This window comes from Pseudomonas sp. B7(2017) (genome assembly GCF_002112745.1).
Lineage (GTDB): Bacteria > Pseudomonadota > Gammaproteobacteria > Pseudomonadales > Pseudomonadaceae > Aquipseudomonas > Aquipseudomonas ekonensis.
Map to the genome: position 1 here is coordinate 59,396 of NZ_NEIP01000020.1, position 24,456 is coordinate 83,851.

The window sequence follows — 24,456 nt, forward strand, 5'->3', positions numbered from 1 at the left end:
AGTGTGGACTGCCCAAGGCAAACAATCGTTCGGTCCGTGCAATAGGGCCTACGCTTGAACACTGAGGTTTAGCAGGTCTTGCGCAGAAATGCGGATCGGGCAGGCGCAACCGTCCTGCTCGGCGGCGGATCTGGCGCCGCAGGGTTTGGATCAAGACAGCCATGCCCCAGGAACTTGCTTAGGTGTGCCATCCAACAAGGAGCTTTTCATGACTCAGCTGCGCCGCGTCGCGATCATCGGCGGCAACCGGATACCGTTCGCCCGCTCCAACGGGCCCTACGCCACCGCCAGCAACCAGGCGATGCTCACCGCCGCGCTCGAAGGCCTGATCGAACGCTACGGCCTGCACGGCCTGCGCCTGGGCGAAGTGGCGGCGGGGGCGGTGCTGAAGCTGTCGCGGGACATGAACCTGACCCGCGAATGCGTGCTCGGCTCGCGGCTGTCGCCGGCCACGCCCGCCTACGACATCCAGCAGGCCTGCGGCACCGGCCTTGAGGCGGCGCTGCTGGTGGCCAACAAGATCGCCCTCGGCCAGATCGAGTGCGGCGTGGCCGGCGGCGTCGACACCACGTCGGACGCCCCCATCAGCGTCAGCGAAGGCCTGCGCAAGATCCTGCTGCAAGCCAACCGGGCCAAGACCACGGGCGACAAGCTCAAGACTTTTCTGCAATTGCGTCCCCGGCACTTGATCCCGGAGTTTCCGCGCAACGGCGAGCCGCGCACCGGCCTTTCGATGGGCCAACACTGCGAGCTGATGGCGCAGACCTGGAACATCTCCCGCGAAGACCAGGACCGGCTGGCGCTGGACAGCCACCACAAACTGGCGGCGTCCTACAGCGAAGGCTGGCACAACGACCTGACCACGCCGTTTTTGGGCCTCACCCGCGACAACAACCTGCGCCCGGACCTGACCCTGGAAAAACTCGCGACCCTCAAGCCTGCCTTCGAGAAGAGCGCCAAGGGCACGCTGACCGCCGGCAACTCCACGCCGCTGACCGATGGCGCCTCGGTGGTGCTGCTGGGCAGCGAGGAGTGGGCGCAGGCGCGGGGGCTGCCGGTGCTGGCGTACCTGCGGGACGGCGAAGCGGCGGCGGTGGATTTCGTCAACGGCGCCGAGGGGCTGCTGATGGCGCCGGTCTACGCGGTGCCGCGTCTGCTGGCGCGCAACGGCCTGACCCTGCAGGATTTCGACTACTACGAGATCCACGAAGCGTTCGCCGCCCAGGTGCTGTGCACCTTGAAGGCCTGGGAGGATGCGGACTACTGCAAGACCCGTCTGGGGCTCGACGCGCCGCTGGGCGCCATCGACCGCAGCCGGCTGAACGTCAAGGGCAGTTCGCTGGCGGCCGGGCATCCGTTCGCCGCGACCGGCGGGCGGATCGTGGCCAACCTGGCCAAGCTGCTGGACGCGGCGGGCCAGGGGCGCGGCCTGATCTCGATCTGTGCGGCGGGCGGGCAGGGCGTCACTGCCATCCTCGAACGCTGAGGGACTGTCGGCGGCCTCTCGGCCGCCATCGCCAGCCTGCTGGCGATGGCGCCAGTGAAGGCGCCGCAGAAAACGTCAGGTGCGGAAGCGTCTGACCAACCCGTCCAGCTCGTTCGACAGCCCCGCCAGGCTCTGGGAGTCCAGCCGCGCCGAGTTCGCCAGTTCCGCCACCAGTTGCGCATCGCCATGGATCTGGCTGATGTGGCGGTTGATGTCTTCGGCCACCTGGTGCTGCTCTTCGGCGGCCGTGGCGATCTGGGTGTTCATGTCGCGGATCACGTCCACCGATTCGCGGATCTGGCCGAAGCTTTCCCGCGCTTCGCCGATGCGCGCCACCGACTGCTGCGACACGTCGAGGCTGGCGCGCATCTGCTGGGTGACTTCGCTGGTGCGGCGGGCGAGGTTGCCCAACAGCCCGTCGATTTCCGCCGTCGAGTCCGCCGTGCGCTTGGCCAGCGCCCGCACCTCATCGGCCACCACCGCGAAGCCGCGGCCCTGCTCGCCGGCCCGGGCCGCCTCGATGGCGGCGTTGAGCGCCAGCAGGTTGGTCTGTTCGGCGATGGAGCGGATGGTGCCGAGGATCGACTGAATGTCGTTGCTGTCGCGCTCCAGCTGCTGCATCGACTGGGCCGACTGCTCCAGCTCCTGGCTCAACTGGTCGACGCTGTTCACCGCCGCGTCGATCTGCTGCTGGCCGTGGCGCGCCTGGCGCTGGCCGCTGTCGGCGGACTCGGCGGCCTGGCTGCACGAGCGGGCGACTTCGTTGGCGGTGGCGACCATTTCGTGGAACGCCGTGGACACCATGTCCACCGCTTCGCGCTGGCGCCCGGCGGCTTCGGCCATGTCGCCGGAGACCCGGGTGGAGCTCTGCGAGGTGGCGAGGATTTTCCCCGCCGCACCGCCGATGTGCTGGATCAGGCTGCGGATCGCGGTGAGGAACTGGTTGAACCAGTTGGCCAGTTGCGCGGTTTCGTCGCTGCCGCGGATGTCGAGGTTCTTGGTCAGGTCGCCTTCGCCCTGGGCGATGCCTTCCAGGCCGCTGGCCACGCTGCGGATCGGCCGCACGATCAGGCTGGCGAAACTGGCGCCGACCACCGCGAACACCACCGCCAGCACCGCGGCGATGATTGCGATCAGCCAGGTCAGCTGGGTGGCGGAACTCATCACGTCGCTGCGCTTGATCAGGCCGACGAATGTCCAGCCCAGTTGCTCCGACGGCCAGACGTTGGCCATGTAGCGTTCGCCGTCCAGCTCGACTTCCACCAGTCCCTTGCCGGCCTTGGCCAGTTGCGCATAGCCGTCGCCGAGGCTGTCGAGGGCCTTGAAGTTGTGTTCCGGGCGCTTCGGATCCACCAGCACCGTGCCGCTGTTCTCCAGCAGCATCAGGTAGCCGGTTTCGCCGAGCTTGATCTGTTTGACGATCTCGGTGAGCTGCTTGAGCGTCACGTCGATGCTGACCACGCCGCCGTTGGCGCCCAGCTTGTTGTCGATGGTGCGCACGGTGCTGACGTAGGTCGCGTCGTCCTGCGCCCAGTAGTAGGCGGCGGTGCGCAGCGGCTTGCCCGGCTTGGCCTGGGCGGCCTTGTACCAGGGGCGCTGGCGCGGGTCGTAGTTGTTCAGCTTGGGGTCGTCGGGCCACGACACGTAGCCGCCGGCCGCCGTGCCGACGATGGCATAGGCGTAGGCCGGGTGGCTGTTGCCCAGGTCCTGCAGGAAGGCGAACACCTTTTTGTCCATCTCGCCCTGGGGGACGCTCTCGGCGTTGGCGCTCATGTAGGTCTTGAGGCTGTCGTCGGTGTTCTTGATCAGCGGTTGCGTCGCCAGGTAGTCGACGTTCTGGCTGATGCCGTCGAAGAACAGCTGCATGGCGTTGCTGACCTGGCGGATCTCGCGTCCGCTGCCGTCGACGAATTCGTCCCGGGCATCGCTGCGCAGGTTCAGTACCACCAGGGTGGCGACCAGCACCACCGGCAAGCAGGCGATGATCGCAAACGCCCAAGTCAACTTCTGTTTGATGTTCATCCGCGCTCCAGATTTTCTTGTTAGCCCACGCAGTGCAGATGACTCGCGGTTATTGGCAGCCGAAAAACGTTGTGCAGCGTCCGGATCCTTCGGGGCGGCTTCGTTCTTTTTCGGGGAACGATTGTCGGACAAAATCCTCTGTCTCTGAGGACTTCGGCTGGCGGAGAGGGAAGTTGAGGGCCGCGCGGAAAAATCCTTCGGGCGGCGGCTCCCTGTGTCAGATTCTGTCGCAAATGCCTTCGGGATCCGCCGATAACAGTCCGCTCAGGCTCGGCTATGATTCGCCACGTTCCGGCACAGTGTGTGCATCGCAGGTTCACAGGTCGGCAACCCCTCCCCGTGACGCGAGGATTGCCGTATAACGAGTGACATTCGCGTGTTTGGTTATAAAGGACCCACAATAAAAGCTGATGAAGACTCCAAAACGCATTGAACCCCTGATCGAAGACGGTCTGGTCGACGAAGTGCTGCGCCCGCTCATGAGCGGTAAAGAAGCAGCTGTTTATGTGGTGCGCTGCGGCAATCAGTTACGTTGCGCCAAGGTCTACAAGGAGGCGAACAAACGCAGTTTCCGTCAGGCGGCCGAGTACCAGGAAGGCCGCAAGGTGCGCAACAGCCGGCAGGCCCGGGCGATGGCCAAGGGCTCGAAGTTCGGGCGCAAGGAGGCCGAGGACGCCTGGCAGAACGCCGAGGTCGCGGCGCTGTTCCGCCTGGCCAACGCCGGCGTGCGGGTGCCCAAGCCGTACGACTTCCTGGAGGGCGTGCTGCTGATGGAACTGGTGGCCGACGAGCACGGCGACGCGGCCCCGCGGCTCAACGACGTGGTGCTGGAGCCGGACCAGGCCCGTGAGTACCACGCGTTCCTGATCTCGCAGATCGTGCTGATGCTGTGTGCCGGCCTGGTGCACGGCGACCTGTCGGAGTTCAACGTGCTGCTGGCGCCGAGCGGGCCGGTCATCATCGACCTGCCGCAGGCGGTGGACGCGGCGGGCAACAACCACGCCTTCAGCATGCTGGAGCGGGACGTCGGCAACATGGCGTCGTACTTCGGCCGGTTCGCCCCGGAGCTGAAGAAGACCCGCTACGCCAAGGAAATGTGGGCGCTCTACGAGGCCGGCACCTTGCATCCGGGCAGCGTGTTGACCGGTGAGTTCGCCGACTCCGAAGAGCTGGCGGATGTCGGTGGGGTGATGCGCGAGATCGAAGCCGCCCGCCGCGAGGAGGAACGCCGCCGGGCCCTGCGTGAAGCGGAGGATGCGCCCCCGGGCAAGTCCGACGAGCCGCCGACGCCGCCGTGGATGCAATGAGCGAGTGACTCCGGACACTGAAATCCTGCTGGCGATAGCTGCCAGACAGCCAACCGAGATTTGGCTGTGCCGGCCCTGTCGCTTGCAGTCAATCTCCCGCAATGGTTTGGGATGAGCGCCGATGAGTGGATTCGCAGTACCTGTGGGAGCTGGCTTGCCAGCGATAGCGGCCTGACAGCCTCCCTCAATGTTGAATGTTCTGGCCCCATCGCTGGCAAGCCAGCTCCCACAGTGATTGGCGTGAATCACGATGCCAGTGTGGGAGCCAGCCTGCTGGCGATGGATCTCAAGCGCGGACCGGCTGCGCGCAGCACCCCGAGGCCAGTTCCTTGAGGATCGGGCAGTCCGGGCGGTGGTCACCGTGACAGTGCTCCACCAGGTCCTGCAGGGTGTCGCGCAGTTCGCCCAGTTCGCGGATTTTCTGGTTCAGCTCGTCGATGTGCTGGCGGGCCAGGGCCTTCACGTCGGCGCTGGCGCGCTGGCGGTCTTGCCATAGGGTCAGCAGCTTGCCGACCTCCTCCAGGGAAAAGCCCAGGTTGCGCGAGCGCTTGATGAACGCCAGGGTGTGCAGGTCGCCGTCGCCGTAGATCCGATAGCCGCTGTCGGTGCGGTGGGCCGCCTGGAGCAGGCCGATCGACTCGTAGTAGCGGATCATCTTCGCGCTCAGGCCACTGTGGCGGGCCGCTTGGCCGATGTTCATCGGTTGTCCTCCGGATCCTCGGGTTGCCAAGTCTTCAACAGTAGCGCATTGCTCACCACGCTGACGCTGGACAGCGCCATCGCCGCACCGGCCAGCACCGGGTTGAGCAGGCCGAACGCCGCCAGCGGGATGCCGATCAGGTTGTAGACGAAGGCCCAGAACAGGTTCTGGCGGATCTTGGCGTAGGTCTTGCGGCTGATCTGCAGGGCCGCCGGCACCAGGCGCGGGTCGCCGCGCATCAGGGTGATGCCGGCCGCATGCATGGCCACGTCGGTGCCGCCGCCCATGGCGATGCCGATGTCCGCGGCGGCCAGGGCCGGGGCGTCGTTGATGCCGTCGCCGACCATCGCCACCACGCCGGATTTCTTCAGCTCGGCGACCGTGGCGGCCTTGTCCGCCGGCAGCACTTCGGCGTGCACGCTGTCGATGCCCAGTGCCTCGGCGACCGCCCGGGCGCTGCCGCGGTTGTCGCCGGTCAGCAGGTGGCTGTGGATGCCTTCTGCGGCCAGGCGCTGCACGGCGGGCAGGGCGCCGGGCTTGAGGGTGTCGCCGAAGGCGAACAGGCCGAGCACGCGCGGTTCGGGGCCTTGCTCGATCAGCCACGACAGGGTGCGGCCTTCGGCCTCCCAGGCGCTGGCGGCGTCGGCCAGCGTGCCGGCGCCCAGTCCGCTTTCCTCCAGCAGCCGGCGGTTGCCCAGGGCCAGGCGCCGCCCGTCGAGGTGGCCGGCGATGCCGCGGCCGGTCAGGGACTGGCTGTCGCTGACGTCCGGCACGCTCAGCCGGCGTTCGGCGCAGGCGTCCAGCACCGCTTTGGCCAACGGGTGTTCGCTGCCGCGCTGCAAGGCGCCGGCCTGTTTCAGCAGGGTGTCTTCGTCGCCGTCCAGTGCGCTGAAGTGGGCGATGCGCGGGGTGCCGGATGTCAGGGTGCCGGTCTTGTCGAAGACTACGGCGTTGACCTCATGGGCCCGCTCCAGCGCCTCGGCGTCCTTGATCAGGATCCCGTGGCGCGCCGCCACGCCGGTGCCGGCCATGATCGCGGTGGGCGTGGCCAGGCCGAGGGCGCACGGGCAGGCGATCACCAGCACGGCGACGGCGTTGATCAGCGCGGTCTCCAGCGGTGCGCCGTACAGCCACCAGCCGACCAGTGTGGCCAGCGCCAGCACCAGCACGGTGGGCACGAACACTTGGCTGACTTTATCCACCAGTTTCTGGATCGGCGCCTTGGCCGCCTGGGCGTCCTCCACCAGCCGGATGATGCGGGCCAGCACACTTTCGGCGCCGAGGGCGGTGGTGCGCACCAGCAAGCGGCCTTCGCCGTTGATGGCGCCGCCGGTGACCGTGTCCCCCGGCCGCTTGGGCACCGGCAGGCTTTCGCCGCTGATCAGCGCTTCGTCGGCATGGCTCTGGCCTTCGAGCACTTCGCCGTCCACCGGGAAACGTTCGCCGGGTTTGACCAGCACGATGTCGTCAAGGCGCAAGGCGCTGATGGCCACGTCCTGTTCGCGGCCGTCGACGACCTGGACGGCACGCTCGGGCCGCAGCGCCTCCAGCGCACGGATGGCGCTGGCGGTCTGGCGCTTGGCGCGGCTTTCCAGGTATTTGCCCAGCAACACCAGGGCGATCACCACCGCCGACGCTTCGAAGTACAGGTGCGGCATGCGCCCGGCGGCGGTGGCCCATTCGTACACGCTCAGGCCATAACCGGCGCTGGTGCCCAGGGCCACCAGCAAGTCCATGTTGCCGGCCCCGGCGCGCACGGCTTTCCAGGCCGCCTTGTAGAACCGTGCGCCGAAGATGAACTGCACCGGCGTGGCGAGGGCGAACTGCGCCCAGGCCGGCAGCATCCAGTGCACGCCGAACGGTTGCAGCAGCATCGGCAGCACCAGCGGCAAGGCCAGGGCGATGGCGCAGAACAGCGCCCAGCGCTCATGGTTCAGGCGTTGTTCTTGGGTGTCGGCGCCGGGCTGCTCAAGCTCGAAGACGCTGGCCGAATAGCCGGCCTTGCTCACGGCGGCGATCAGGCGCTGCGGGTCGACGGCGCCGAGCAGCTCCAGGTGGGCCCGTTCGTTGGCGAGGTTGACGCTGACGTGCTTCACCCCGGCGACTTTGGCCAAGGCGCGTTCGACCCGGCCGACGCAGGAGGCGCAGGTCATGCCGTCGATACTCAGTTCCAGCGTCTGCTGCGGTACGCTGTAGCCGGCGTGCGCCACGGCGTCGATCAGCGCCGGCAGACTGTCGCCGGGCGCCTGCACGCGGGCCTGCTCGGTGGCGAGGTTGACGCTCACGGCGCTGGCGCCGCTGACCTTGCTCAAGGCCCGCTCGACCCGACCGGCGCAGCTGGCGCAGGTCATGCCCGCGATGGGCAGGTCGAAGGTGATGGATTCGGACATCGGTCGTACTCCCTGTAGTGGATGCCTACAAGGATCAACCTTGCCATGCGGGCAAGGTCAAGCGCCAATCGCCAGTTTGTCGCAGGGGAGGGCGGTGCACTTGGGGGGCCTATCGCCAGCAGGCTGGCTCCCACAAGTGTTCCGCGGTGTCAGGCGAGATTCCCTGTGGGAGCCGGCCTGCTGGCGATGGCGCCCGTCTAGACACCGCAAAGCAGGAACTGAGGCTCAGTAGCCCAGCCCGGTGCGCTTGAGGTACATGCCGTCGCGGGTCATGGCGATCCGGTATTTCTGCACGTCGCCGGCCTTGAGCGTGATGTCCTGGGAACCCGGCGCCAGCATGCCCGGATTGCAGCCCGGCATTTGCCCCGGCAGCAGTTTCAGGCGCAGCGACACGGTGCCCGGCGGCAGGTTGAACGAGGTGCTCTGTTCCTGGAACAGCCGCGCCGACAGTTGGTCTTGGATGTAGATGCCGATCTCGCAGGGGGTCGAGACTTCCAGGCGCTCGCGGGAAATGATCAGCACCCCGTAATCCTCGGCGGCGGCGTGCGCCGAAGGGATCGCGGCAAAGAGACTGAGGAAGCCAAACAGGCTGAAAACTGACCAGCGCATGGCTGAATCTCCTGAAATCGAGTCATTGATGCACGCAGCTTGGCCGACTGAAGCGTCGATTGCCAGCCCGGCAGTTGTTCGCAGAACTTGACCTTGCCATGGTGGCAAGCCTGAGACTGCCGGCAACCTCACTCGAAAAGGAGTCGTTCCATGCAAGTGTTCACGGTAGAAGGCATGTCCTGCGGTCACTGCGTCCGGGCCATCACCCAGGCGGTGCAGAGCAAGGATCCCGCCGCCAGCGTGCGGGTCGATCTGGCGGCCAGGGAAGTGGGTATCGAGAGTGCGCTGAGCGCCGAACAAGTGATCGCCGCCATCAGCGAGGAAGGCTACGCCGTCAAGGTTGCCTGACCGGTTCGATAGATAGCGAGCTACCGGACTGTCCGAGGCGTCCCGGCGCGGCTAGACTGTCGGGCTTGTCCCATGCCCGACACCTTGCCCGACCTGGATGCCTGATGAACCTGCGTACAATTCTGATTCTCGGTGCCTTGAGCGCCTTCGGCCCGCTGGCGATCGACTTCTATCTGCCGGCCTTCCCGTCCATGGCGCAGGCGTTCGGCACCGATGAGAAACACGTTCAGCTGACGTTGGCGGCGTATTTCCTCGGGCTGTCTTTCGGCCAGTTGCTGTACGGCCCGGTGGCTGACCGTTTCGGCCGGCGCATTCCGCTGCTCACCGGCATCGGCCTGTTCACCGTCGCCTCCCTGGCGTGCGCCTATGCGCCGAGCCTGGAGTGGCTGATCGGCGCGCGGTTCGTGCAGGCGCTCGGCGGCTGCGCGGGGATGGTGATCTCCCGGGCGGTGGTCAGCGACAAGTGCGACGCGGTGGGCGCGGCCAAGGTCTTTTCGCAACTGATGCTGGTGATGGGGCTGGCGCCGATCCTGGCGCCGATGCTCGGCGGCCTGCTGGTCAACACCACGGGATGGCAGTCGATCTTCCTGGCGCTGACCGGCTTCAGCGCGCTGGCGGGAGTGGCGGTGGCGCTGGGCCTGCCGGAAAGTCTGCCGGCCCATGTGCCGCGTCAACCGTTGTCCGGCGCGCTGCGCCAGTACGGACGGCTGATCAAGGATCCGATCTATCTCGGCCACGCCCTGACCGGCGGCATCGCCATCGCCGGGATGTTTTCCTACATCGCCGGTTCACCGTTCGTGCTGATCAAACTCTACGGCGTCCCGGCCGAGCATTTCGGCTGGTTCTTCGGCGCCAACGCGGCGGGGTTCATTCTGGTGGCGCAGGTCAATGCGCGGCTGCTGGCCAAGCGCGGCCCGGCGTTCCTGCTGGCGCGTGCGGTCTGGGTGTACCTGACGGCCGGGCTGACGCTGCTGGCGGTCAGTGCGCTGCATACCGCTGCGCTGTGGCCGCTGCTGATTCCGCTGTTCATCTGCATCGCCAGCCTGGGCTGCATCCTGCCGAATGCGTCGGCCTGTGCGATGAACGGCCAGGGCGCCCGGGCCGGCAGCGCGTCGGCGATGCTCGGTTTCCTGCAGTTCAGCGTGGCGTCCGGGGCGGCGGCGCTGGTCGGCGTGCTGCACGACGGCAGCGCGATGCCGATGGCCATGGTCATCAGCCTGTGCGGACTGCTGGTGGTGAGCGCGGCGGTGTTCACCCGTCGTTTGCAGAATGCCCGTGCGCTGGCGCTGGCGCAGGCCGAGGCCTGAGGCGCTTGGGTCAGCCGGCGGCGCGTTGCTGGCCGGGGTCGGGGATCCGGTGGGGCGCGTGAAGGCGCGCTTCGAGGGTGCGGGTGAAGGCCAAGGCTTCGGCCTCGCTGCGGAAGGTCACGGCGTGCTGGTCAAGACGGACTTGCCACTGGGACTTTGCCACTTCTTTTATCAGGATCTTCATTGCTGACCTCCCGTACGTAAAAGATTGCATCGCAGAGGTCTCGATTGTAGACCCGAATGCGATCGCATTTGTGACAAGGGTCAATTCTCGGACTGACGGTGCCGCCCGCCGTCGGACGGCACCGTTACCCCTGCGGATCAGAAGCCTTCCAGTACGATCTTGCCCTTGGCCTTGCCGCTTTCCAGCAGCGCGTGGGCGCGGCGCAGGTTGGCGGCGGTGATGCGGCCGAAGTGCTCGCCGACCGTGGTCTTCAGGGTGCCGTCGTCAATCAGCCCGGCCACCCGGTTGAGCAGCTTGTGCTGTTCGAGCATGTCGGCGGTCTCGAACAGCGAGCGGGTGTACATGAACTCCCAGTGCAGCGACAGGCTCTTGCGCTTGAGCTTGGTCACGTCCAGCGACTTGGGGTCATCGATCAGCGCCAGTTTGCCTTGCGGCGCCAGGGCCTCGACCAGTTGGTCCAGATGCTGGTCGGTCTGGGTCAGGCTGGCGACATGGGTCACGTGGCCGATGCCGGCGCGTTTGAGTGCTTCGCTCAGCGGCTGGCTGTGGTCGATCACGTGGTCGGCGCCCAGTGCGCTCACCCAGTCGCGGGTCTGCGGGCGGGAAGCGGTGCCGATCACCGTCAGGCCGGTCAGGCGGCTGGCCAGTTGGGTCAGGATCGAGCCGACGCCGCCGGCCGCGCCGACGATCAGCAGGCTCTGGCCTTCGTCTTGCGCGCCTTCGCGGATCTGCAGGCGTTCGAACAGCAGTTCCCAGGCGGTGATGGCCGTCAGCGGCAGGGCGGCGGCTTCGGCAAACCCCAGGGACGTGGGCATGTGGCCGACGATCCGCTCATCCACCACATGCAGCTCGCTGTTGCCCCCGGCCCGGGCGATGGAGCCGGCGTAGAACACCTTGTCACCGGCCTTGAACAGCGTCACCTCGCTGCCGACCGCCTTGACCGTGCCGGCCACGTCCCAGCCCAGCACTTTCGCCGCGCCGCCTTCCGGCGCCACGTTCTGGCGGACCTTGGTGTCCACCGGGTTGACCGAGATGGCTTTGACTTCCACCAGCAGGTCGCGGGGGCCGGGGACCGGTTCCGGCAGTTCGATGTCTTGCAGGGATTTCTCGTCGCTGATCGGCAGGGACGCGTAATAGGCGATGGCTTTCATGAGGAACTCCGGGAAAAGGGAAAGGGATCAGGCGATGGCGCGCAGGCGCTTGAGTTCGAAGTGTTCGAGGAACTCGCCGGCCTGCGCCCGGAAATGCTGGATGTGGGCGCTGGCGTCGTGGGCCTGGAGGGCTTCGTCGCTGGCCCAGCGTTCGATCATGTAGAAGGCCAACGGGTTGGCCAGGTCCTGGTGCAGGTCGTACTGGCTGCAGCCGGCCTCGGCGCGGGTCGGTTCGATGAGGGCGCGCAGGTGCTGTTCGAGGGCCTCTTGCCGGCCGGGTTTGGCGATCAGGGTGGCGATGGCGGTGAAGGGTTGGGACATGTTCGGCTCCGCAAGCGTGATGTGTTCGATGGGGTGGATCATTGGCTATTTCGGTGCGCGATAAAACCGGCTAAAAGAACAGTCTCTTTCAATGGTTTTTTGATAATCGAGGTCGGGATGCTGCGTTTCGATGACTTGCAGCTGTTTGTGCGGGCTGCGGACCTGGGCAGCCTGTCGGCGGCGGCCCGGGTGATGGACATGTCCGCCGCAGTGGCCAGCGCGGCGCTCAAGCGCATCGAACGTCAGTTGGGCGCGCGTCTGCTGGCGCGCTCCACCCGCAGCCTGCGCCTGACCGCCGAGGGCGAAGGGTTTCTCGAATACGCCCGGGCGGCGCTGGGCAGCCTGGATGAGGGCCGGCGCTTGCTGGCCAGCGGGCAGGATCAGGTCAGCGGTGTCTTGCAGCTGTCCGCGCCCTCGGACTTCGGTCGCAACCTGCTGTTGCCGTGGCTCGACGAGTTCCAGCGCGAACACCCCAGGCTCACCGTGCGCCTGTTGCTGGGCGACCGCATCGCCGACCTGTTCCGGCAACCGGTGGACATCGCCCTGCGCTACGGTGAGCCGGAAGACTCCAGCCTGGTGGCGCTGCCCGTCGCGCCCGACAACCGCCGCGTGCTGTGCGCAGCGCCGGCCTACCTGAAACGGTGCGGGGAGCCGCGCCAGCTTGAGCAGTTGGCGCAGCACAATTGCCTGCTGTACATGCTCGGCGGCCGGGTCCACGACCACTGGACCTTTCACGACGGCAAGCGCGAGGTCGGGTTGACCGTCAGCGGCGACCGCTTCAGCGACGATGCCGACGTGGTGCGCCTGTGGGCGGTGGCGGGGGCGGGCATCGCCTACAAGTCCTGGCTGGATGTAGCGGCGGATGTCGAGGCCGGGCGCCTGCGGGTGCTGCTGCCTGAGCTGCTGTGTGAGCGGGCTCCGCTGAATCTGCTGTGCGCCCATCGCGCTCAGTTGAGTAAGCCGGTGAACCTTTTGCGGGCGATGCTCGCCAGCCGATGCGCGGAAGTGGGTAGCCGGTTTCCCGCTTTGCGCGCGGTTGATCATTAGTCGCATGCAAATAGAGAAATTTCCCTCAGGATCAATCACCACTCAAGCCCGTCCCGGCGCGGGACGCGGCGACCATCGCGCTTATACTAGCGCTCGCCTCGTGCCTGCCCGGGCGTTTGCGCGAGCGGTCCGCTGCACGGCCGCCGGCGCGCCTTGGCCGTCGGTCCTTGACCGGTCAAGATGCCCGCGGGCAGTAGTCGAATCGATTCAACAGGGAGTGAATACATGGAACATGCACCTTGCATCAGCCAGATCGCCGCGTTGCTGGCCGATCCCAAGCGCAGCGCGATGATGTGGGCGCTGATGGACGGTTCGGCCCGGCAGACCGAGGAACTGGCCCTGCTGGCAGGGCTGTCGCCGTCTTCGGCCAGCGCGCACCTGACGCGGTTGTCCTCCGGTGGTCTGTTGAAGGTCGAAAACCGTGGGCGCAAGCGCTTTTTCCGCTTGGCGGCGCCGGAGGTCGGGGCCGCGATCGAGGCACTGGCCAGCGCCTCGATCGCCAGCGCCCCCCGGGACATTCCGCCAGCGCTCACCCGCACCGCACCGATTCTGCGGCCGCGACCGGCCCCGTCGCCGCTGCTGCGCGCGCGCTTTTGCGATGACCACCTGGGCGGCACGCTGGCCGCCGATCTTTACCAGAGCCTGCTCGATGCCGGCTGGATCGAGCAGCTTGAGCAACGGGTCGCGGTCACCCACAAGGGGGCCACGCAACTGGCGGCCCGGGGCGTGTTCATCCAGGCCCTGGCCCATCGCAACGTGCAGGTGGCCTGCGCCTGTCCGGACTGGAGCGAACGCCGTCCGCACATGGGCGGCTCGCTCGGCGCGGCGTTGCTCCAGCTGTTCATGCAATCGGGCTGGCTGATGCTGCTCAACGAGTCCCGGGCGCTGCAGCTGACGGCGGCGGGGCAGCGGGAAATCCATCGGTTTGTCCGCGAGCCCGAGCTGGAGATGGCGTAGCGGCGATGCGGGTGCGGGAGCCCGAATGCCGGCGATGGCGGATGTCCAGTCAACGGAGAGGTTGAATGCCATGGCCCCATCGCCGGCAGGCGGGCTTGCGCAGTTTCGGCGTCAGGGTTTTACCAACCGTGCGTCCAGGCTGTTCTGCGCCAGGCGTTTGGCCTGGTCCTGGGTCATGCCCAGGTGGGTGTGCAGCGCGTGGAAGTTCTCGGTGACGTAACCGCCGAAGTACGCCGGGTCGTCCGAGTTCACCGTCACCTTCACTCCGCGTTCGAGCATGTCGAGGATGTTGTGCTGGGACATGTGGTCGAACACGCACAGTTTGGTGTTCGACAACGGGCACACGGTCAGCGGGATCTGCTCGTCGATGATCCGCTGCATCAGGCGCTCGTCTTCGATGGCGCGCACGCCGTGGTCGATGCGCTGGATCTTCAGCAGGTCGATGGCTTCCCAGATGTACTCCGGCGGGCCTTCCTCGCCGGCGTGGGCGACGGTCAGGAAGCCTTCGCTGCGGGCGCGGTCGAACACCCGCCGGAACTTGCTCGGCGGATGGCCCATCTCGGAGCTGTCCAGGCCCACGGCCACGAACGCATCGCGAAACGGCAGCGCCTGGTCGAGGGTCTTCTGCGCTTCGTCTTCGCTCAGGTGGCGCAGGAAGCTCAGGATCAGGCCGCTGGTGATGCCCAATTGCTGCTCGCCGTCCTTCAGGGCGGCGGCGATGCCGTTGAGCACGGTCTCGAACGGGATGCCCCGGTCGGTGTGGGTCTGCGGGTCGAAGAACGGTTCGGTGTGGATCACGTTCTGTGCCTTGCAGCGCAGCAGGTAGGCCCAGGTCAGGTCGTAGAAGTCCTGGGAGGTGCGCAGCACGTCGGCGCCCTGGTAGTACAGGTCGAGGAATTCCTGCAGGTTGTTGAAGGCGTAGGCCTTGCGCAGGGTGTCGACGTCGCTCCACGGCAGGGCGATCTTGTTGCGTTCGGCCAGGGCGAACAGCAGCTCGGGCTCCAGCGAGCCTTCGAGGTGCAGGTGCAGCTCCGCCTTGGGCAGGGCATTCAGCCAGTCGTACATGGTCTTTTCTCATCTGGTGCGGTTGGCGGGCATTCTACAGATGTGCGCCGCAACAGATGGCAAAACCTGACCGGGCGATCATCGTGCGGCTCGGACAAAAACGCTGGGCGCCAGCCAGCTGGCGATGGCGTCGGTCGAGGCACCGCAAGGCAGGAGCAATACCGTCGCTCCCACCCTGGATGCCCGAGGATCAGGCGCCGGCGATCAGTTGCCGGGCCGCCTGGCTGTGGTCAGCGATCAGGCCCTTGAGGTCCAGCCCTTCGACCTGGCCGTCGATGACCCGCCACTGGCCGCCGACCATCACCCGGTCGGCCCGGTCCGCGCCGCACAGCAGCAGCGCCGACACCGGGTCGTGGCTGCCGGAGAACCGCAGTTCATCGAGCTTGAACAGCGCCAGGTCGGCCTGCTTGCCCACCGCCAGCTCGCCGATGTCGGTGCGCCCCAGAAGGCTCGCCGAGCCTTTGGTCGCCCAGCCCAGCACCCGTTCCGGGGTGATCTTTTCGGCGCCGTAGCGCAGGCGCTGGATATACAGGGCCTGGCGTGCTTCGAGGATCATGTTCGACGCGTCGTTGGACGCCGAACCGTCCACGCCCAGGCCCAGCGGCGCGCCGGCGTCGGTCAGTTCGATGCTTGGGCAGATGCCGGACGCCAGGCGCATGTTCGAGCTCGGGCAATGGCAGATGCCGGTGCCGGCGGCGCCGAGGCGGGCGATTTCGTCGGGGTTGAAGTGGATGCCGTGGGCCAGCCAGGTGCGCGGGCCGAGCCAGCCGACGCTGTCCAGGTAGTCCACGGTGCGCAGGCCGAACCGTTGCAGGCAGAAGTCTTCCTCGTCGAGGGTTTCGGCCAGGTGGGTGTGCAGGCGCACGTCGAGCTTGTCGGCGAGTTCGGCGCTGGCCGACATGATTTGCGGGGTCACCGAAAACGGCGAGCACGGCGCCAGGGCGATCTGGATCTGCGCACCGTCGCCGCGCTCGTGGTACTCGCGGATCAGGCGCTGGCTGTCGTCCAGAATCACTTGGCCTTCTTGTACGGTCTGCTGCGGCGGCAGGCCGCCGTCCTTCTCGCCCAGGCTCATCGAGCCCCGGGTGAGCATCGCCCGCATGCCCAGCTCGCGCACGCTCTGCACCTGCACGTCGATGGCGTTCTCCAGGCCGTCCGGGAACAGGTAATGGTGATCGGCGGCGGTGGTGCAGCCCGACAGCAGCAGTTCGGCCAGGGCGACCTTGGTGGCCAGCGCGAGCTTCTCCGGCGTCAGGCGCGCCCACACCGGGTACAGGGTCTTCAGCCACGGGAACAGCGGCTGGTTGACCACCGGCGCCCAGGCGCGGGTCAGGGTCTGGTAGAAGTGGTGATGGGTGTTGATCAGGCCCGGCAGGATGACGTGCTCACGGGCGTCGAACACTTGATCGCACGGCGCGGACGGTCGCTGGCCGGCGGCGAGCGTTTCGGCGATCAGGCCGTCCTGCAGCACCAGGCCGCCACGGGCGTCGAGGTGGTTGGCGGTGAAGATCGCGAGGGGATTCTGTAGCCAGATACGGGTCGCAGGCATGGTGGCCGGCTCCTCTGAAAGTAGGGTTCAGGGTTGCCAGCTCAGTGTTGCCCTGTCTGCTGATCCAGGGTCGCCGCGGGGGCGAGGTGCGCAGTGTCGGGCAAAACTGTGCCGCGGGCAAGCCGCTTCCGACCGGACAGCCGCCGCAAATGCGCTGCCCTCACTGACGCCATCGCCAGCAGGCTGGCTCCCACAGGAAGCTTGGGGTGAATGCAGAATCTGCGGCCACCCAAAAGCCCTGTGGGAGCGGGCAGGGGATCACCAGGGAATGGTCTCGCCCTTGTAGTTGACGAAATGATGCCCGCCCTTGCCGGCGAACGCATCCACCTGATCCACCAGGCCGCGGGTGCTGGTGTCCACGTCGATGTCGGCGCCTTCGCCGCCCATGTCGGTCTTCACCCAGCCCGGATGCAGCGACAGCACGGTGAGCTTCTGCTCGCCCAACTGGGTGACGAAGCTGTTGGTCATCGAATTGAGCGCTGCCTTGCTGGCCTTGTAGAGGGCCAGTTCCGGCGCGTCGGGCATGGTCACGCTGCCCAGCACCGAACTCATGAACGCCAGCACACCGCTGCCGTCGCGGATCTGCCCGACGAAGCGCTGGGCCAGGTTGATCGGTGCCACGGCGTTGGTGAAGAACAGCTGGCCGACCTCCGCCAGCGTCGCGCCGCCGGGCGTCTGCACCTCGGGGCCCTTGACCCCGGCGTTGACGAACAGCAGATCGAAGGTCTCGCCCTTGAGCTGCTGGCTTAGGGCGATCACGGCTTGCTGGTCGTCCATGTCGAGTTTCTCGATGCGCACCTTGCCCAGCGCTTGCAGCGCCTGGGCAAGGTGCGGATCGCGGACGGTCGCGGTGACTTGCCAGCCGTCGGCCAGCAGGGTTTTCACCAGGCCCAGGCCCAGGCCTCGGGAGGCGCCGATGATCAGTGCGGTTTTTGCGGACATGAAGGGCTTCCTTGAATGTTCAGGCTCGTGGGTTCAGCGGGCACGCCTGGCCGAGCCGCTGCTGCAGCTCGGCGCGCAGGGCGCCCAGTTCGTTGATGCGGGTTTCGATCAATTGCAGCTTGTCGCGCAGCAGTTGCGCGACGGCGCTGTCCGGGTCGGGCGCCTGCCACAGCGCGGCGACGCTGCCGCCGATTTCGTTGAGGGTGAATCCCAAGCGCTGGGCGGTCTTGATGTAGAGCACCAGTTGCACCGTCTCCGGCGGATAGTCGCGGTAGCCGTTGGCCGTGCGCTGTGCGGCGATCAGCCCGCGCTGCTCGTAGAAGCGCAAAGTGTCGCGGCTGACGGCGCTGACCTGGGCTAACTCACCGATGCGCATCTGGGACATCCCGAAAGTGTTTGACCTTGGAGCATACTCCAGGCTTTAGCGTGAGTGCTCCCTGAATGTTCGGAGCATGGACGATGTGGACTTCAACGCAGTATCGCCGCCTGGTGCGCGGCAGTGCCTGGTATGACCTGATCGTGACGGCGGCGTTTGCCACACCGTGGAGTTTTGCCTGGGTGCATGAAGGTTTGACGGTGCTGGGCCGGGCACTGGGTCTGCCCGGAGAGCTGCCGGCGTTTGCCCCGGAGCACTTGCTGATGGCGAACCTGTTGGGCTCAGTGGTGTGCGTATGGGCGGTGCTGCGGATCCGTGATCCGCAACCGCTGTACGGTCGGTACGACGCAGTGGCGAGGTTTCTCTTCGCGACCTGGCAAGCCTACGCCTGGGTGCACGGCGCCAGCGCGTTGTTGCTGGGCTTCCTGCTGTTTGAGCTGGCGTGGGGAATCGCCCAGGTGCTGCCTGTGGATAAAGCGGTTTCCTGGCCATCTGGTCAGAACCACGCTGCGGCAGGGGCCGGCGGCCATTGATGCAGAGCGCTCAACCCCAAAAGGCTGCATGAGCAGACGCCACTTGGCGCCGAGGCCGTTGCTCCGGCACAGGTTTTGCGCGTCGTGGGCTGGTCAAAAAACGATCAAGCCCGTGGGAACCTTGCGGGATCGGCGGCTGCGCCAGCCATGAACGGCTTATCCACAGGTTGCTCCACAGTATTTGTGCGCAAGCGCAAACGCCGGGCATAAGCGCCGCCCGGCTTTCTTCCAAAGGTGATAAACCGAGCTAACTGATTGTTTTAGTGTGGAATTTGCTTTTCGATCGGCAAATTGGGCGAAAAGTGAACAAACCCCGCAAAGCCCCATGACAGAAGGGTTACAGCGGGATGTGCTCAGGTTATCCACAGCCGGGCCCACAGGCGATGTGGGCAACTGTGTGGAATAAGCGGTCAGGGTGCCTCGGCGGGCCTCAGCGCTGGAGCACGATCCGCCCGCGGCTCAAATCGGCCAGTTGCGTTTGCAGTGCGTCGATCTGCGCCGAACCGACGGCCAGTCGCAATTCGACGCCGTTGGCGGTGAAGTTTTCCTCTTCCACCAGCCCGCCGAGTTCCGCCACCCGCAGTTTCACCAAGGCCAGTTCGCCGAAGGCGCAGGCGCAGCGCAGCGGCACGCGGCTGACCAGCTCGGTTTTCGCCGCTGCCTGCAGGCACTTGTTGGCCCCGCCGCCGTAGGCCCGGGCCAGGCCGCCGGTGCCCAACTGAATGCCGCCGTACCAGCGGATCACCAGCACCGCGACCCGGTCGCAGTCCTGGGCCTCGATGGCCGCCAGGATCGGCCGCCCGGCGGTGCCGCCCGGTTCGCCGTCATCGTTGCTGCGGTACTGGTCGCCGAGTTTCCAGGCCCAGCAATTGTGCGAGGCGTTCAGGTCGCTGTGCCGTTCGATGAACGCCTGCGCCTCGGCGGGGCTGTCGATCGGTGCGGCGAAGGTGATGAAACGGCTTTTGCGAATCTCTTCGCGGAATTCGCAAAGGCCGCTGAGGGTGAATGGCATAAGCGTCTTATATAGAAGGAGTGAGGCCGCAGCCCTTGAGGATGATGCGGATCAGGTTGTCGCCGGCGTCTTCCATGTCCTGCTTGGTCAGTTTGCTGCGGCCGGTGACCCGGCAGATCTGTGTGGCGAAGTCGGCGTAATGCTGGGTGCTGCCCCACAGCAGGAAGATCAGGTGCACCGGGTCCACCGGATCCATCTTGCCGGCGTCGATCCAGGCCTGGAACACCGCTGCCCGGCCCTGGAACCAGGCGCGGTAGTCCTGGTTGAAATACTCGGTCAGGCATTCGCCGCCGCTGATCACCTCCATGGCGAAGATCCGCGAGGCCTGCGGCTGGCGCCGTGAGAATTCCATCTTGGCGCGGATGTAGCGGGTCAGCGCTTCGGCCGGATCGTCGTCGGCGGTGAGGGTGTTGAAGGTGCTGTCCCACAGTTGGAGGATGTTGCTCAGCACCGCCACGTACAGCCCCAGCTTGTTGGTGAAGTAGTAATGCAGGTTCGCCTTGGGCAACCCGGCCTTGGTGGCGATGGTGTTCATGCTGGTGCCTTTGTACCCGTGACGGGCGAACTCGTCTTCGGCGGCTTTGATGATGGTCTCTTCGTTCTTCTGACGAATGCGGCTGGCGGGCTTGCCGCCATGGGCTGGGACTTCAAGGGTCATAGGCGCTTCCGGGTCGGTTTTGTTGGGGAAACCAGTGGTGTTGATAGCGCACCCGCACGTCCCAGACAAGACCTGGTGCGATAAACCCCGTGCAGGCGCCAGCCTGCTGGCGATGGCGCTGGGGCGCACGGATTTCAGCGCGTGGCCGCCAGGCTGTCGAGAAAACTCTCCAGCACCAGATGCGGCCGCCGTCCCTTGCGCGTGACCGAAGCCAGGCTCAGGTCATAGAAGCGGCTGCCGGCCTTGAGCGCCCGCAAACGTCCCTGCTGCACCCAGAGGCTGGCGTAGTGATCCGGCAGGTAACCGATGTAGCGCCCGGTGAGGATCAGGAACGCCATGCCCTCGCGGTCCGAAGCGCTGGCGGTGCAGTTGAGCGCCTGATAGTGCGCCTGGATCTCAGCCGGCAAGCGGAAGGTCGGGGCGATGGCGTCCTGGCTGTTGAGGCGCTCGTCGTCCAGTTGCTTGTCGTCCGCATAGAACAGCGGATGCCCGACCGCGCAATAGAGCAACGAGCGTTCGCTGTACAGCGGCTGGTACTCCAGCCCCGACAGCGCGCTGGCCTGGGGCACCACGCCGACGTGCAGGCGACCGTCGAGCACGCCTTGCTCGACTTCGTTGGGGGCGATCATGCGGATCTGGATCTGCACGTCCGGCCCGCGCTCCTTCAGTTGTGCCAGGGCATGGGTGATGCGCATGTGGGGCAGGGTGACGAGGTTGTCGGTCAGACCAATGATCAGCTCACCCCGCAAATGCTGGTGCAGGCCGTTGACCTCGGTGCGGAAGGTTTCCAGCGCGCTCAACAGTTGCAGCGCCGACTGATAGACCTCCCGGCCTTCTTCGGTCAGGGAGAACCCGGCGCGCCCGCGTTGGCACAGGCGCAGGCCGAGGCGCTGCTCAAGGTCGCTCATCTGCTGGCTGATCGCCGAGCGGCCGATGCCGAGCACGGTCTCCGCCGCGGAGAACCCGCCGGACTCGACCACGCTGCGGAAGATGCGCAGCAGGCGAATGTCAAAGTCGCTGACCTGGGCCAGCGGATCGGGGCGGCGGCTGCTCATGTTCAAAGGCTCAATGTTTAGCGGTGTTCTAACTGAAGGTTAGAAAAGTTGAATTTCACCGACTTTATCGGCGTGGCAACGTAGCTGCAACAACGACTTTCATCTCCCTGCCGCTTATCGCCCTGCGAGGTTTTGCCCATGAACATGCCTGAACACGCGTCGTCGCCACTGGCCAGCCAACTGAAGCTGGACGCGCACTGGATGCCGTACACCGCGAACCGCAACTTTCAGCGCGATCCGCGCCTGATCGTCGGCGCCGAGGGCAGCTGGCTGATCGACGACAAGGGCCGCAAGGTGTACGACTCGCTGTCCGGCCTGTGGACCTGCGGCGCCGGGCACACCCGCAAGGAAATCCAAGAAGCGGTCACCAAGCAGCTGGGCACCCTCGATTATTCGCCGGGTTTCCAGTACGGCCACCCACTGTCGTTCCAGCTGGCGGAGAAAATCACCGCGCTGACCCCGGGCAACCTGAACCACGTGTTCTTCACCGACTCCGGCTCCGAGTGCGCCGACACTGCGGTGAAAATGGTGCGCGCCTACTGGCGCCTGAAAGGCCAGCCGACCAAGACCAAAATGATCGGCCGCGCCCGTGGCTACCATGGCGTGAACATCGCCGGCACCAGCCTGGGCGGCGTCAACGGCAACCGCAAGCTGTTCGGTCAGGCGATGATGGACGTCGACCACTTGCCGCATACCCTGCTGGCGAGCAATGCCTTCTCCCGCGGCATGCCGGAGCAGGGCGGCATCGCCCTGGCCGACGAGCTGCTGAAGCTGATCGAACTGCACGACGCCTCCAACATCGCGGCGGTCTTCGTTGAGCCGCTGGCCGGCTCCGCCGGCGTGCTGGTGCCGCCGCAGGGTTACCTCAAGCGTCTGCGCGAAATCTGCGACCAGCACGGCATCCTGTTGGTGTTCGACGAAGTGATCACCGGTTTCGGCCGTACCGGCACCATGTTCGGCGCCACCACGTTCGGCGTGACCCCGGATCTGATGTGCATCGCCAAGCAAGTCACCAACGGCGCCATCCCGATGGGTGCGGTGATCGCGAGCACCGAGATCTACCAGACCTTCATGAACCAGCCGACGCCGGAATATGCGGTGGAATTCCCCCACGGCTACACCTACTCGGCGCACCCAGTGGCCTGTGCCGCCGGCATCGCGGCCCTCGACCTGCTGCAGAAGGAAAACCTGGTGCAGAGCGTGGCCGAAGTCGCGCCGCACTTCGAGAATGCGCTGCACGGCCTGAAGGGTTCGAAGAACGTCATCGACATCCGCAACTACGGCCTGGCCGGCGCGATCCAGATCGCCGCCCGCGACGGCGACGCCATCGTGCGTCCGTTCGAGGCCGGCATGGCGCTGTGGAAAGCCGGGTTCTACGTGCGCTTCGGCGGCGACACCCTGCAGTTCGGCCCAACCTTCAACAGCAAGCCGCAAGACCTCGACCGTCTGTTCGACGCGGTCGGCGACGTGCTGAACAAGCTCGACTGATTCTTCTCTCTATATAGACCTACAAATAGCAGGCACCCGGCCATGGGTGCCTGTGGACAAATTCAGGAGTTCCCGATGAGCGTTATCCCGCATTTGATCAATGGCGAACTGGTGACCGAGAACGGTCGCGCGGTCGATGTGTTCAACCCGTCCACCGGCCAGGCGATCCACAAGCTGCCGCTGGCCAGCCGCGAAACCATCCAGCACGCCATCGACGCGGCCAAGGCAGCATTCCCGGCCTGGCGCAACACGCCGCCGGCCAAGCGCGCCCAGGTCATGTTCCGCTTCAAGCAACTGCTGGAGCAGAACGAATCGCGCATCGCCCAACTGATCAGCGAAGAGCACGGCAAGACCCTGGAAGACGCCGTGGGCGAGCTCAAGCGCGGCATCGAGAACGTCGAGTTCGCCTGTGCCGCCCCGGAAATCCTCAAGGGCGAGTACAGCCGCAACGTCGGCCCGAACATCGACGCCTGGTCCGACTTCCAGCCGCTGGGCGTGGTGGCCGGCATCACGCCGTTCAACTTCCCGGCCATGGTGCCGCTGTGGATGTACCCGCTGGCCATCGTCTGCGGCAACTGCTTCATCCTCAAACCGTCCGAGCGTGACCCGAGCTCGACCCTGCTGATTGCTCAGTTGCTGCTGGAAGCGGGCCTGCCCAAAGGTGTGCTGAGTGTCGTGCATGGCGACAAAGCGGCCGTGGATGCGCTGATCGAGGCGCCGGAAGTCAAGGCACTGAGCTTCGTGGGTTCGACCCCGATCGCCGAATACATCTATGCCGAAGGCACCAAGCGCGGCAAGCGCGTCCAGGCCTTGGGCGGGGCGAAGAACCACGCGGTGTTGATGCCGGACGCCGACCTGGACAACGCCGTCAGCGCACTGATGGGCGCGGCTTACGGTTCGTGCGGCGAGCGCTGCATGGCGATTTCGGTGGCGGTGTGCGTCGGCGACCAAGTGGCGGATGCCCTGGTGGCCAAACTGGTGCCGCAGATCAAGGCACTGAAGATCGGCGCCGGCACTTCCTGCGGCCTGGACATGGGGCCGCTGGTGACCGGTCAGGCCCGCGACAAGGTCAGCGGTTATGTCGATGACGGCGTGGCGGCGGGGGCGACCCTGGTGGTCGACGGTCGCGGCCTGAGCGTACCGGGGCACGAAGAAGGCTTCTTCCTCGGCGGCTGCCTGTTCGACAACGTCACTCCCGAGATGCGTATCTATAAAGAAGAGATCTTCGGGCCGGTGCTGTGCATCGTCCGGGTGAACAGCCTGGAAGAAGCCATGCAACTGATCAACGATCACGAATACGGCAACGGCACCTGCATCTTCACCCGCGACGGGGAAGCGGCGCGGCTGTTCTGCGACGAGATCGAAGTCGGCATGGTCGGCGTCAACGTGCCGCTGCCGGTGCCGGTGGCCTATCACAGCTTCGGCGGCTGGAAACGTTCGCTGTTCGGCGACCTGCATGCCTACGGCCCGGACGGCGTGCGCTTCTACACCCGCCGCAAGGCGATCACCCAGCGCTGGCCGCAGCGTTCGAGCCATGAAGCCTCGCAGTTCGCGTTCCCTAGCTTGTAAATAGAGGGAAAAGAAGGCCGACCTCGAAGAGGTCGGCCTTCTTGTTTTCGGGGTGCCTTGACCGATATGACAGAAATATGAAAAAGGTGTTGACGGCAGATTTCAGTTCTCTATAATTCGCCCCACTTCCGGCGCAGTCGAAGCGGAAAACTCCTTGAGATTCAACGAGTTGCGAAGTTTTCGGCAGCGGGTCGCTTCAGTTCAGCGAAGCCCGGAGGGAGTCGAAGAGGGTGGTGATGTTTGGCCCTTTCGGCGTTTCGATCCTCCCGGTCGAAAGCGGAAAAAGAGGTGTTGACAGCAGCGTGCAACGCTGTAGAATTCGCCTCCCGCTGACGAGAGATCGAAAGCGCAAGTGGTTGAAGTTGAAAAAGAAATTTTGA

24 protein-coding genes and 1 pseudogene are annotated in these 24,456 nt (G+C 65.9%); 9 read left to right on the plus strand and 16 right to left on the minus strand.

Features of this window, described 5'->3' with window-relative positions; translation table 11 throughout:
- The first annotated feature begins 208 nt into the window (after positions 1-208).
- Positions 209-1,486: an acetyl-CoA C-acetyltransferase gene (locus tag CAG29_RS25280; RefSeq protein WP_085582630.1), complete on the plus strand. Its 1,278-nt coding sequence runs from the start codon at positions 209-211 to the stop codon at positions 1,484-1,486.
- Positions 1,487-1,561: 75 nt separating this feature from the next.
- Here CAG29_RS25280 and CAG29_RS29175 read toward each other — a convergent pair whose 3' ends face one another.
- Complete coding sequence (locus CAG29_RS29175) at positions 1,562-2,329, minus strand: methyl-accepting chemotaxis protein (RefSeq protein ID WP_371857102.1); 768 nt, start codon at positions 2,327-2,329, stop codon at positions 1,562-1,564.
- 90 nt (positions 2,330-2,419) lie between these two features.
- A pseudogene (locus CAG29_RS29180) lies at positions 2,420-3,508 on the minus strand (cache domain-containing protein); the annotation flags it as partial.
- Between the two features lie 410 nt (positions 3,509-3,918).
- Here CAG29_RS29180 and CAG29_RS25290 point away from each other — a divergent pair.
- Complete coding sequence (locus tag CAG29_RS25290) at positions 3,919-4,815, plus strand: PA4780 family RIO1-like protein kinase (RefSeq protein WP_085582626.1); 897 nt, start codon at positions 3,919-3,921, stop codon at positions 4,813-4,815.
- 286 nt (positions 4,816-5,101) lie between these two features.
- Here the strand turns inward: CAG29_RS25290 and cueR are convergent, their stop codons facing one another.
- The 3 genes from cueR to CAG29_RS25305 all read right to left on the minus strand — a co-directional run bounded on the left by cueR (position 5,102) and on the right by CAG29_RS25305 (position 8,514).
- The gene (gene cueR, locus CAG29_RS25295; protein ID WP_085695306.1) at positions 5,102-5,515 is read right to left on the minus strand and encodes a Cu(I)-responsive transcriptional regulator; all 414 of its coding nucleotides are present in this window, start codon (positions 5,513-5,515) and stop codon (positions 5,102-5,104) included.
- Positions 5,512-7,905 carry a heavy metal translocating P-type ATPase gene (locus CAG29_RS25300; protein WP_085634062.1) on the minus strand — a complete coding sequence of 798 codons (2,394 nt, stop codon included), beginning with the start codon at positions 7,903-7,905 and terminating at the stop codon, positions 5,512-5,514. Before CAG29_RS25300 ends, cueR begins: the two co-directional genes overlap by 4 nt.
- Positions 7,906-8,130: 225 nt before the next feature.
- Entirely contained in the window at positions 8,131-8,514 is a 384-nt protein-coding gene (locus CAG29_RS25305; protein WP_085582620.1) for a hypothetical protein, read from the minus strand.
- Positions 8,515-8,664: 150 nt separating this feature from the next.
- Here CAG29_RS25305 and CAG29_RS25310 point away from each other — a divergent pair, with 150 nt between their 5' ends.
- Positions 8,665-8,862 (plus strand): heavy-metal-associated domain-containing protein, encoded by a 198-nt coding sequence (locus CAG29_RS25310; protein WP_085695307.1) that lies wholly within the window; start codon positions 8,665-8,667, stop codon positions 8,860-8,862.
- A gap of 104 nt (positions 8,863-8,966) precedes the next feature.
- A complete protein-coding gene (locus CAG29_RS25315; protein WP_085634063.1) occupies positions 8,967-10,169 on the plus strand; it encodes a multidrug effflux MFS transporter in 1,203 nt (400 codons plus the stop codon).
- 10 nt (positions 10,170-10,179) lie between these two features.
- Here CAG29_RS25315 and CAG29_RS28595 read toward each other — a convergent pair whose 3' ends face one another.
- The 3 genes from CAG29_RS28595 to CAG29_RS25325 form a co-directional block, all read right to left on the minus strand.
- The gene (locus CAG29_RS28595; RefSeq protein WP_170929978.1) at positions 10,180-10,353 is read right to left on the minus strand and encodes a hypothetical protein; all 174 of its coding nucleotides are present in this window, start codon (positions 10,351-10,353) and stop codon (positions 10,180-10,182) included.
- A 137-nt stretch (positions 10,354-10,490) separates the two neighbouring features.
- The gene (locus CAG29_RS25320) at positions 10,491-11,504 is read right to left on the minus strand and encodes a zinc-binding alcohol dehydrogenase family protein (RefSeq protein WP_085695308.1); all 1,014 of its coding nucleotides are present in this window, start codon (positions 11,502-11,504) and stop codon (positions 10,491-10,493) included.
- 27 nt (positions 11,505-11,531) lie between these two features.
- Positions 11,532-11,825, minus strand: coding sequence for a putative quinol monooxygenase (locus CAG29_RS25325; RefSeq protein ID WP_085695312.1), 294 nt, complete (start codon positions 11,823-11,825; stop codon positions 11,532-11,534).
- Between the two features lie 117 nt (positions 11,826-11,942).
- On the opposite strand from CAG29_RS25325, the gene CAG29_RS25330 reads away from it, so the two are divergent.
- Both CAG29_RS25330 and CAG29_RS25335 read left to right on the plus strand, forming a co-directional pair.
- Positions 11,943-12,872: a LysR family transcriptional regulator gene (locus CAG29_RS25330; RefSeq protein WP_085582612.1), complete on the plus strand. Its 930-nt coding sequence runs from the start codon at positions 11,943-11,945 to the stop codon at positions 12,870-12,872.
- A 225-nt stretch (positions 12,873-13,097) separates the two neighbouring features.
- Positions 13,098-13,829 carry a helix-turn-helix transcriptional regulator gene (locus tag CAG29_RS25335; protein ID WP_085582610.1) on the plus strand — a complete coding sequence of 244 codons (732 nt, stop codon included), beginning with the start codon at positions 13,098-13,100 and terminating at the stop codon, positions 13,827-13,829.
- Between the two features lie 111 nt (positions 13,830-13,940).
- Here CAG29_RS25335 and CAG29_RS25340 read toward each other — a convergent pair whose 3' ends face one another.
- From CAG29_RS25340 to CAG29_RS25355, 4 genes are all read right to left on the minus strand, one after another.
- Complete coding sequence (locus CAG29_RS25340) at positions 13,941-14,894, minus strand: adenosine deaminase (protein ID WP_085582608.1); 954 nt, start codon at positions 14,892-14,894, stop codon at positions 13,941-13,943.
- Between the two features lie 190 nt (positions 14,895-15,084).
- Positions 15,085-16,443, minus strand: coding sequence for an 8-oxoguanine deaminase (locus CAG29_RS25345; RefSeq protein WP_085634065.1), 1,359 nt, complete (start codon positions 16,441-16,443; stop codon positions 15,085-15,087).
- A 258-nt stretch (positions 16,444-16,701) separates the two neighbouring features.
- Positions 16,702-17,385, minus strand: a complete 684-nt coding sequence (locus CAG29_RS25350) for an SDR family oxidoreductase (RefSeq protein WP_085695309.1) — start codon at positions 17,383-17,385, stop codon at positions 16,702-16,704.
- A gap of 19 nt (positions 17,386-17,404) precedes the next feature.
- A complete protein-coding gene (locus CAG29_RS25355) occupies positions 17,405-17,761 on the minus strand; it encodes a MerR family transcriptional regulator (protein ID WP_085582957.1) in 357 nt (118 codons plus the stop codon).
- 83 nt (positions 17,762-17,844) lie between these two features.
- Between CAG29_RS25355 and CAG29_RS25360 the strand changes: the two genes are divergently transcribed.
- Complete coding sequence (locus CAG29_RS25360; protein ID WP_085582954.1) at positions 17,845-18,294, plus strand: hypothetical protein; 450 nt, start codon at positions 17,845-17,847, stop codon at positions 18,292-18,294.
- Positions 18,295-18,724: 430 nt separating this feature from the next.
- Here CAG29_RS25360 and CAG29_RS25365 read toward each other — a convergent pair whose 3' ends face one another.
- The 3 genes from CAG29_RS25365 to CAG29_RS25375 form a co-directional block, all read right to left on the minus strand.
- The gene (locus CAG29_RS25365) at positions 18,725-19,306 is read right to left on the minus strand and encodes a YigZ family protein (protein ID WP_085695310.1); all 582 of its coding nucleotides are present in this window, start codon (positions 19,304-19,306) and stop codon (positions 18,725-18,727) included.
- Between the two features lie 7 nt (positions 19,307-19,313).
- Positions 19,314-19,964 carry a TetR/AcrR family transcriptional regulator gene (locus tag CAG29_RS25370; RefSeq protein ID WP_085634068.1) on the minus strand — a complete coding sequence of 217 codons (651 nt, stop codon included), beginning with the start codon at positions 19,962-19,964 and terminating at the stop codon, positions 19,314-19,316.
- Between the two features lie 134 nt (positions 19,965-20,098).
- Positions 20,099-21,019, minus strand: a complete 921-nt coding sequence (locus CAG29_RS25375; RefSeq protein ID WP_085582599.1) for a LysR family transcriptional regulator — start codon at positions 21,017-21,019, stop codon at positions 20,099-20,101.
- A gap of 138 nt (positions 21,020-21,157) precedes the next feature.
- Between CAG29_RS25375 and CAG29_RS25380 the strand changes: the two genes are divergently transcribed.
- Both CAG29_RS25380 and CAG29_RS25385 read left to right on the plus strand, forming a co-directional pair.
- Positions 21,158-22,507 carry an aspartate aminotransferase family protein gene (locus tag CAG29_RS25380; protein ID WP_085657192.1) on the plus strand — a complete coding sequence of 450 codons (1,350 nt, stop codon included), beginning with the start codon at positions 21,158-21,160 and terminating at the stop codon, positions 22,505-22,507.
- Between the two features lie 75 nt (positions 22,508-22,582).
- Entirely contained in the window at positions 22,583-24,076 is a 1,494-nt protein-coding gene (locus tag CAG29_RS25385; RefSeq protein ID WP_085640943.1) for a CoA-acylating methylmalonate-semialdehyde dehydrogenase, read from the plus strand.
- 161 nt (positions 24,077-24,237) lie between these two features.
- Here CAG29_RS25385 and CAG29_RS28675 read toward each other — a convergent pair.
- A partial coding sequence (locus CAG29_RS28675) for a hypothetical protein (RefSeq protein ID WP_218191446.1) occupies positions 24,238-24,456 on the minus strand: 219 nt, incomplete at its 5' end.

Bases quoted from the DNA above. Each gene is read 5' to 3' on its own strand.
- CAG29_RS25350 (WP_085695309.1), bottom strand. From the start codon at position 17,385: ATGTCCGCAAAAACCGCACTGATCATCGGCGCCTCCCGAGGCCTGGGC.
- CAG29_RS25380 (WP_085657192.1), top strand. From the start codon at position 21,158: ATGAACATGCCTGAACACGCGTCGTCGCCACTGGCCAGCCAACTGAAG.
- CAG29_RS25375 (WP_085582599.1), bottom strand. From the start codon at position 21,019: ATGAGCAGCCGCCGCCCCGATCCGCTGGCCCAGGTCAGCGACTTTGAC.
- CAG29_RS25325 (WP_085695312.1), bottom strand. From the start codon at position 11,825: ATGTCCCAACCCTTCACCGCCATCGCCACCCTGATCGCCAAACCCGGC.
- CAG29_RS29175 (WP_371857102.1), bottom strand. From the start codon at position 2,329: ATGGCCGAAGCCGCCGGGCGCCAGCGCGAAGCGGTGGACATGGTGTCC.
- CAG29_RS25370 (WP_085634068.1), bottom strand. From the start codon at position 19,964: ATGACCCTTGAAGTCCCAGCCCATGGCGGCAAGCCCGCCAGCCGCATT.
- CAG29_RS25330 (WP_085582612.1), top strand. From the start codon at position 11,943: ATGCTGCGTTTCGATGACTTGCAGCTGTTTGTGCGGGCTGCGGACCTG.
- CAG29_RS25355 (WP_085582957.1), bottom strand. From the start codon at position 17,761: ATGCGCATCGGTGAGTTAGCCCAGGTCAGCGCCGTCAGCCGCGACACT.
- CAG29_RS25280 (WP_085582630.1), top strand. From the start codon at position 209: ATGACTCAGCTGCGCCGCGTCGCGATCATCGGCGGCAACCGGATACCG.
- CAG29_RS25300 (WP_085634062.1), bottom strand. From the start codon at position 7,905: ATGTCCGAATCCATCACCTTCGACCTGCCCATCGCGGGCATGACCTGC.
- CAG29_RS25320 (WP_085695308.1), bottom strand. From the start codon at position 11,504: ATGAAAGCCATCGCCTATTACGCGTCCCTGCCGATCAGCGACGAGAAA.
- CAG29_RS25365 (WP_085695310.1), bottom strand. From the start codon at position 19,306: ATGCCATTCACCCTCAGCGGCCTTTGCGAATTCCGCGAAGAGATTCGC.
- CAG29_RS25315 (WP_085634063.1), top strand. From the start codon at position 8,967: ATGAACCTGCGTACAATTCTGATTCTCGGTGCCTTGAGCGCCTTCGGC.
- CAG29_RS28595 (WP_170929978.1), bottom strand. From the start codon at position 10,353: ATGAAGATCCTGATAAAAGAAGTGGCAAAGTCCCAGTGGCAAGTCCGT.
- CAG29_RS25345 (WP_085634065.1), bottom strand. From the start codon at position 16,443: ATGCCTGCGACCCGTATCTGGCTACAGAATCCCCTCGCGATCTTCACC.
- CAG29_RS25340 (WP_085582608.1), bottom strand. From the start codon at position 14,894: ATGTACGACTGGCTGAATGCCCTGCCCAAGGCGGAGCTGCACCTGCAC.
- CAG29_RS25290 (WP_085582626.1), top strand. From the start codon at position 3,919: ATGAAGACTCCAAAACGCATTGAACCCCTGATCGAAGACGGTCTGGTC.
- CAG29_RS25305 (WP_085582620.1), bottom strand. From the start codon at position 8,514: ATGCGCTGGTCAGTTTTCAGCCTGTTTGGCTTCCTCAGTCTCTTTGCC.
- CAG29_RS25310 (WP_085695307.1), top strand. From the start codon at position 8,665: ATGCAAGTGTTCACGGTAGAAGGCATGTCCTGCGGTCACTGCGTCCGG.
- cueR (WP_085695306.1), bottom strand. From the start codon at position 5,515: ATGAACATCGGCCAAGCGGCCCGCCACAGTGGCCTGAGCGCGAAGATG.
- CAG29_RS25335 (WP_085582610.1), top strand. From the start codon at position 13,098: ATGGAACATGCACCTTGCATCAGCCAGATCGCCGCGTTGCTGGCCGAT.
- CAG29_RS25360 (WP_085582954.1), top strand. From the start codon at position 17,845: ATGTGGACTTCAACGCAGTATCGCCGCCTGGTGCGCGGCAGTGCCTGG.
- CAG29_RS25385 (WP_085640943.1), top strand. From the start codon at position 22,583: ATGAGCGTTATCCCGCATTTGATCAATGGCGAACTGGTGACCGAGAAC.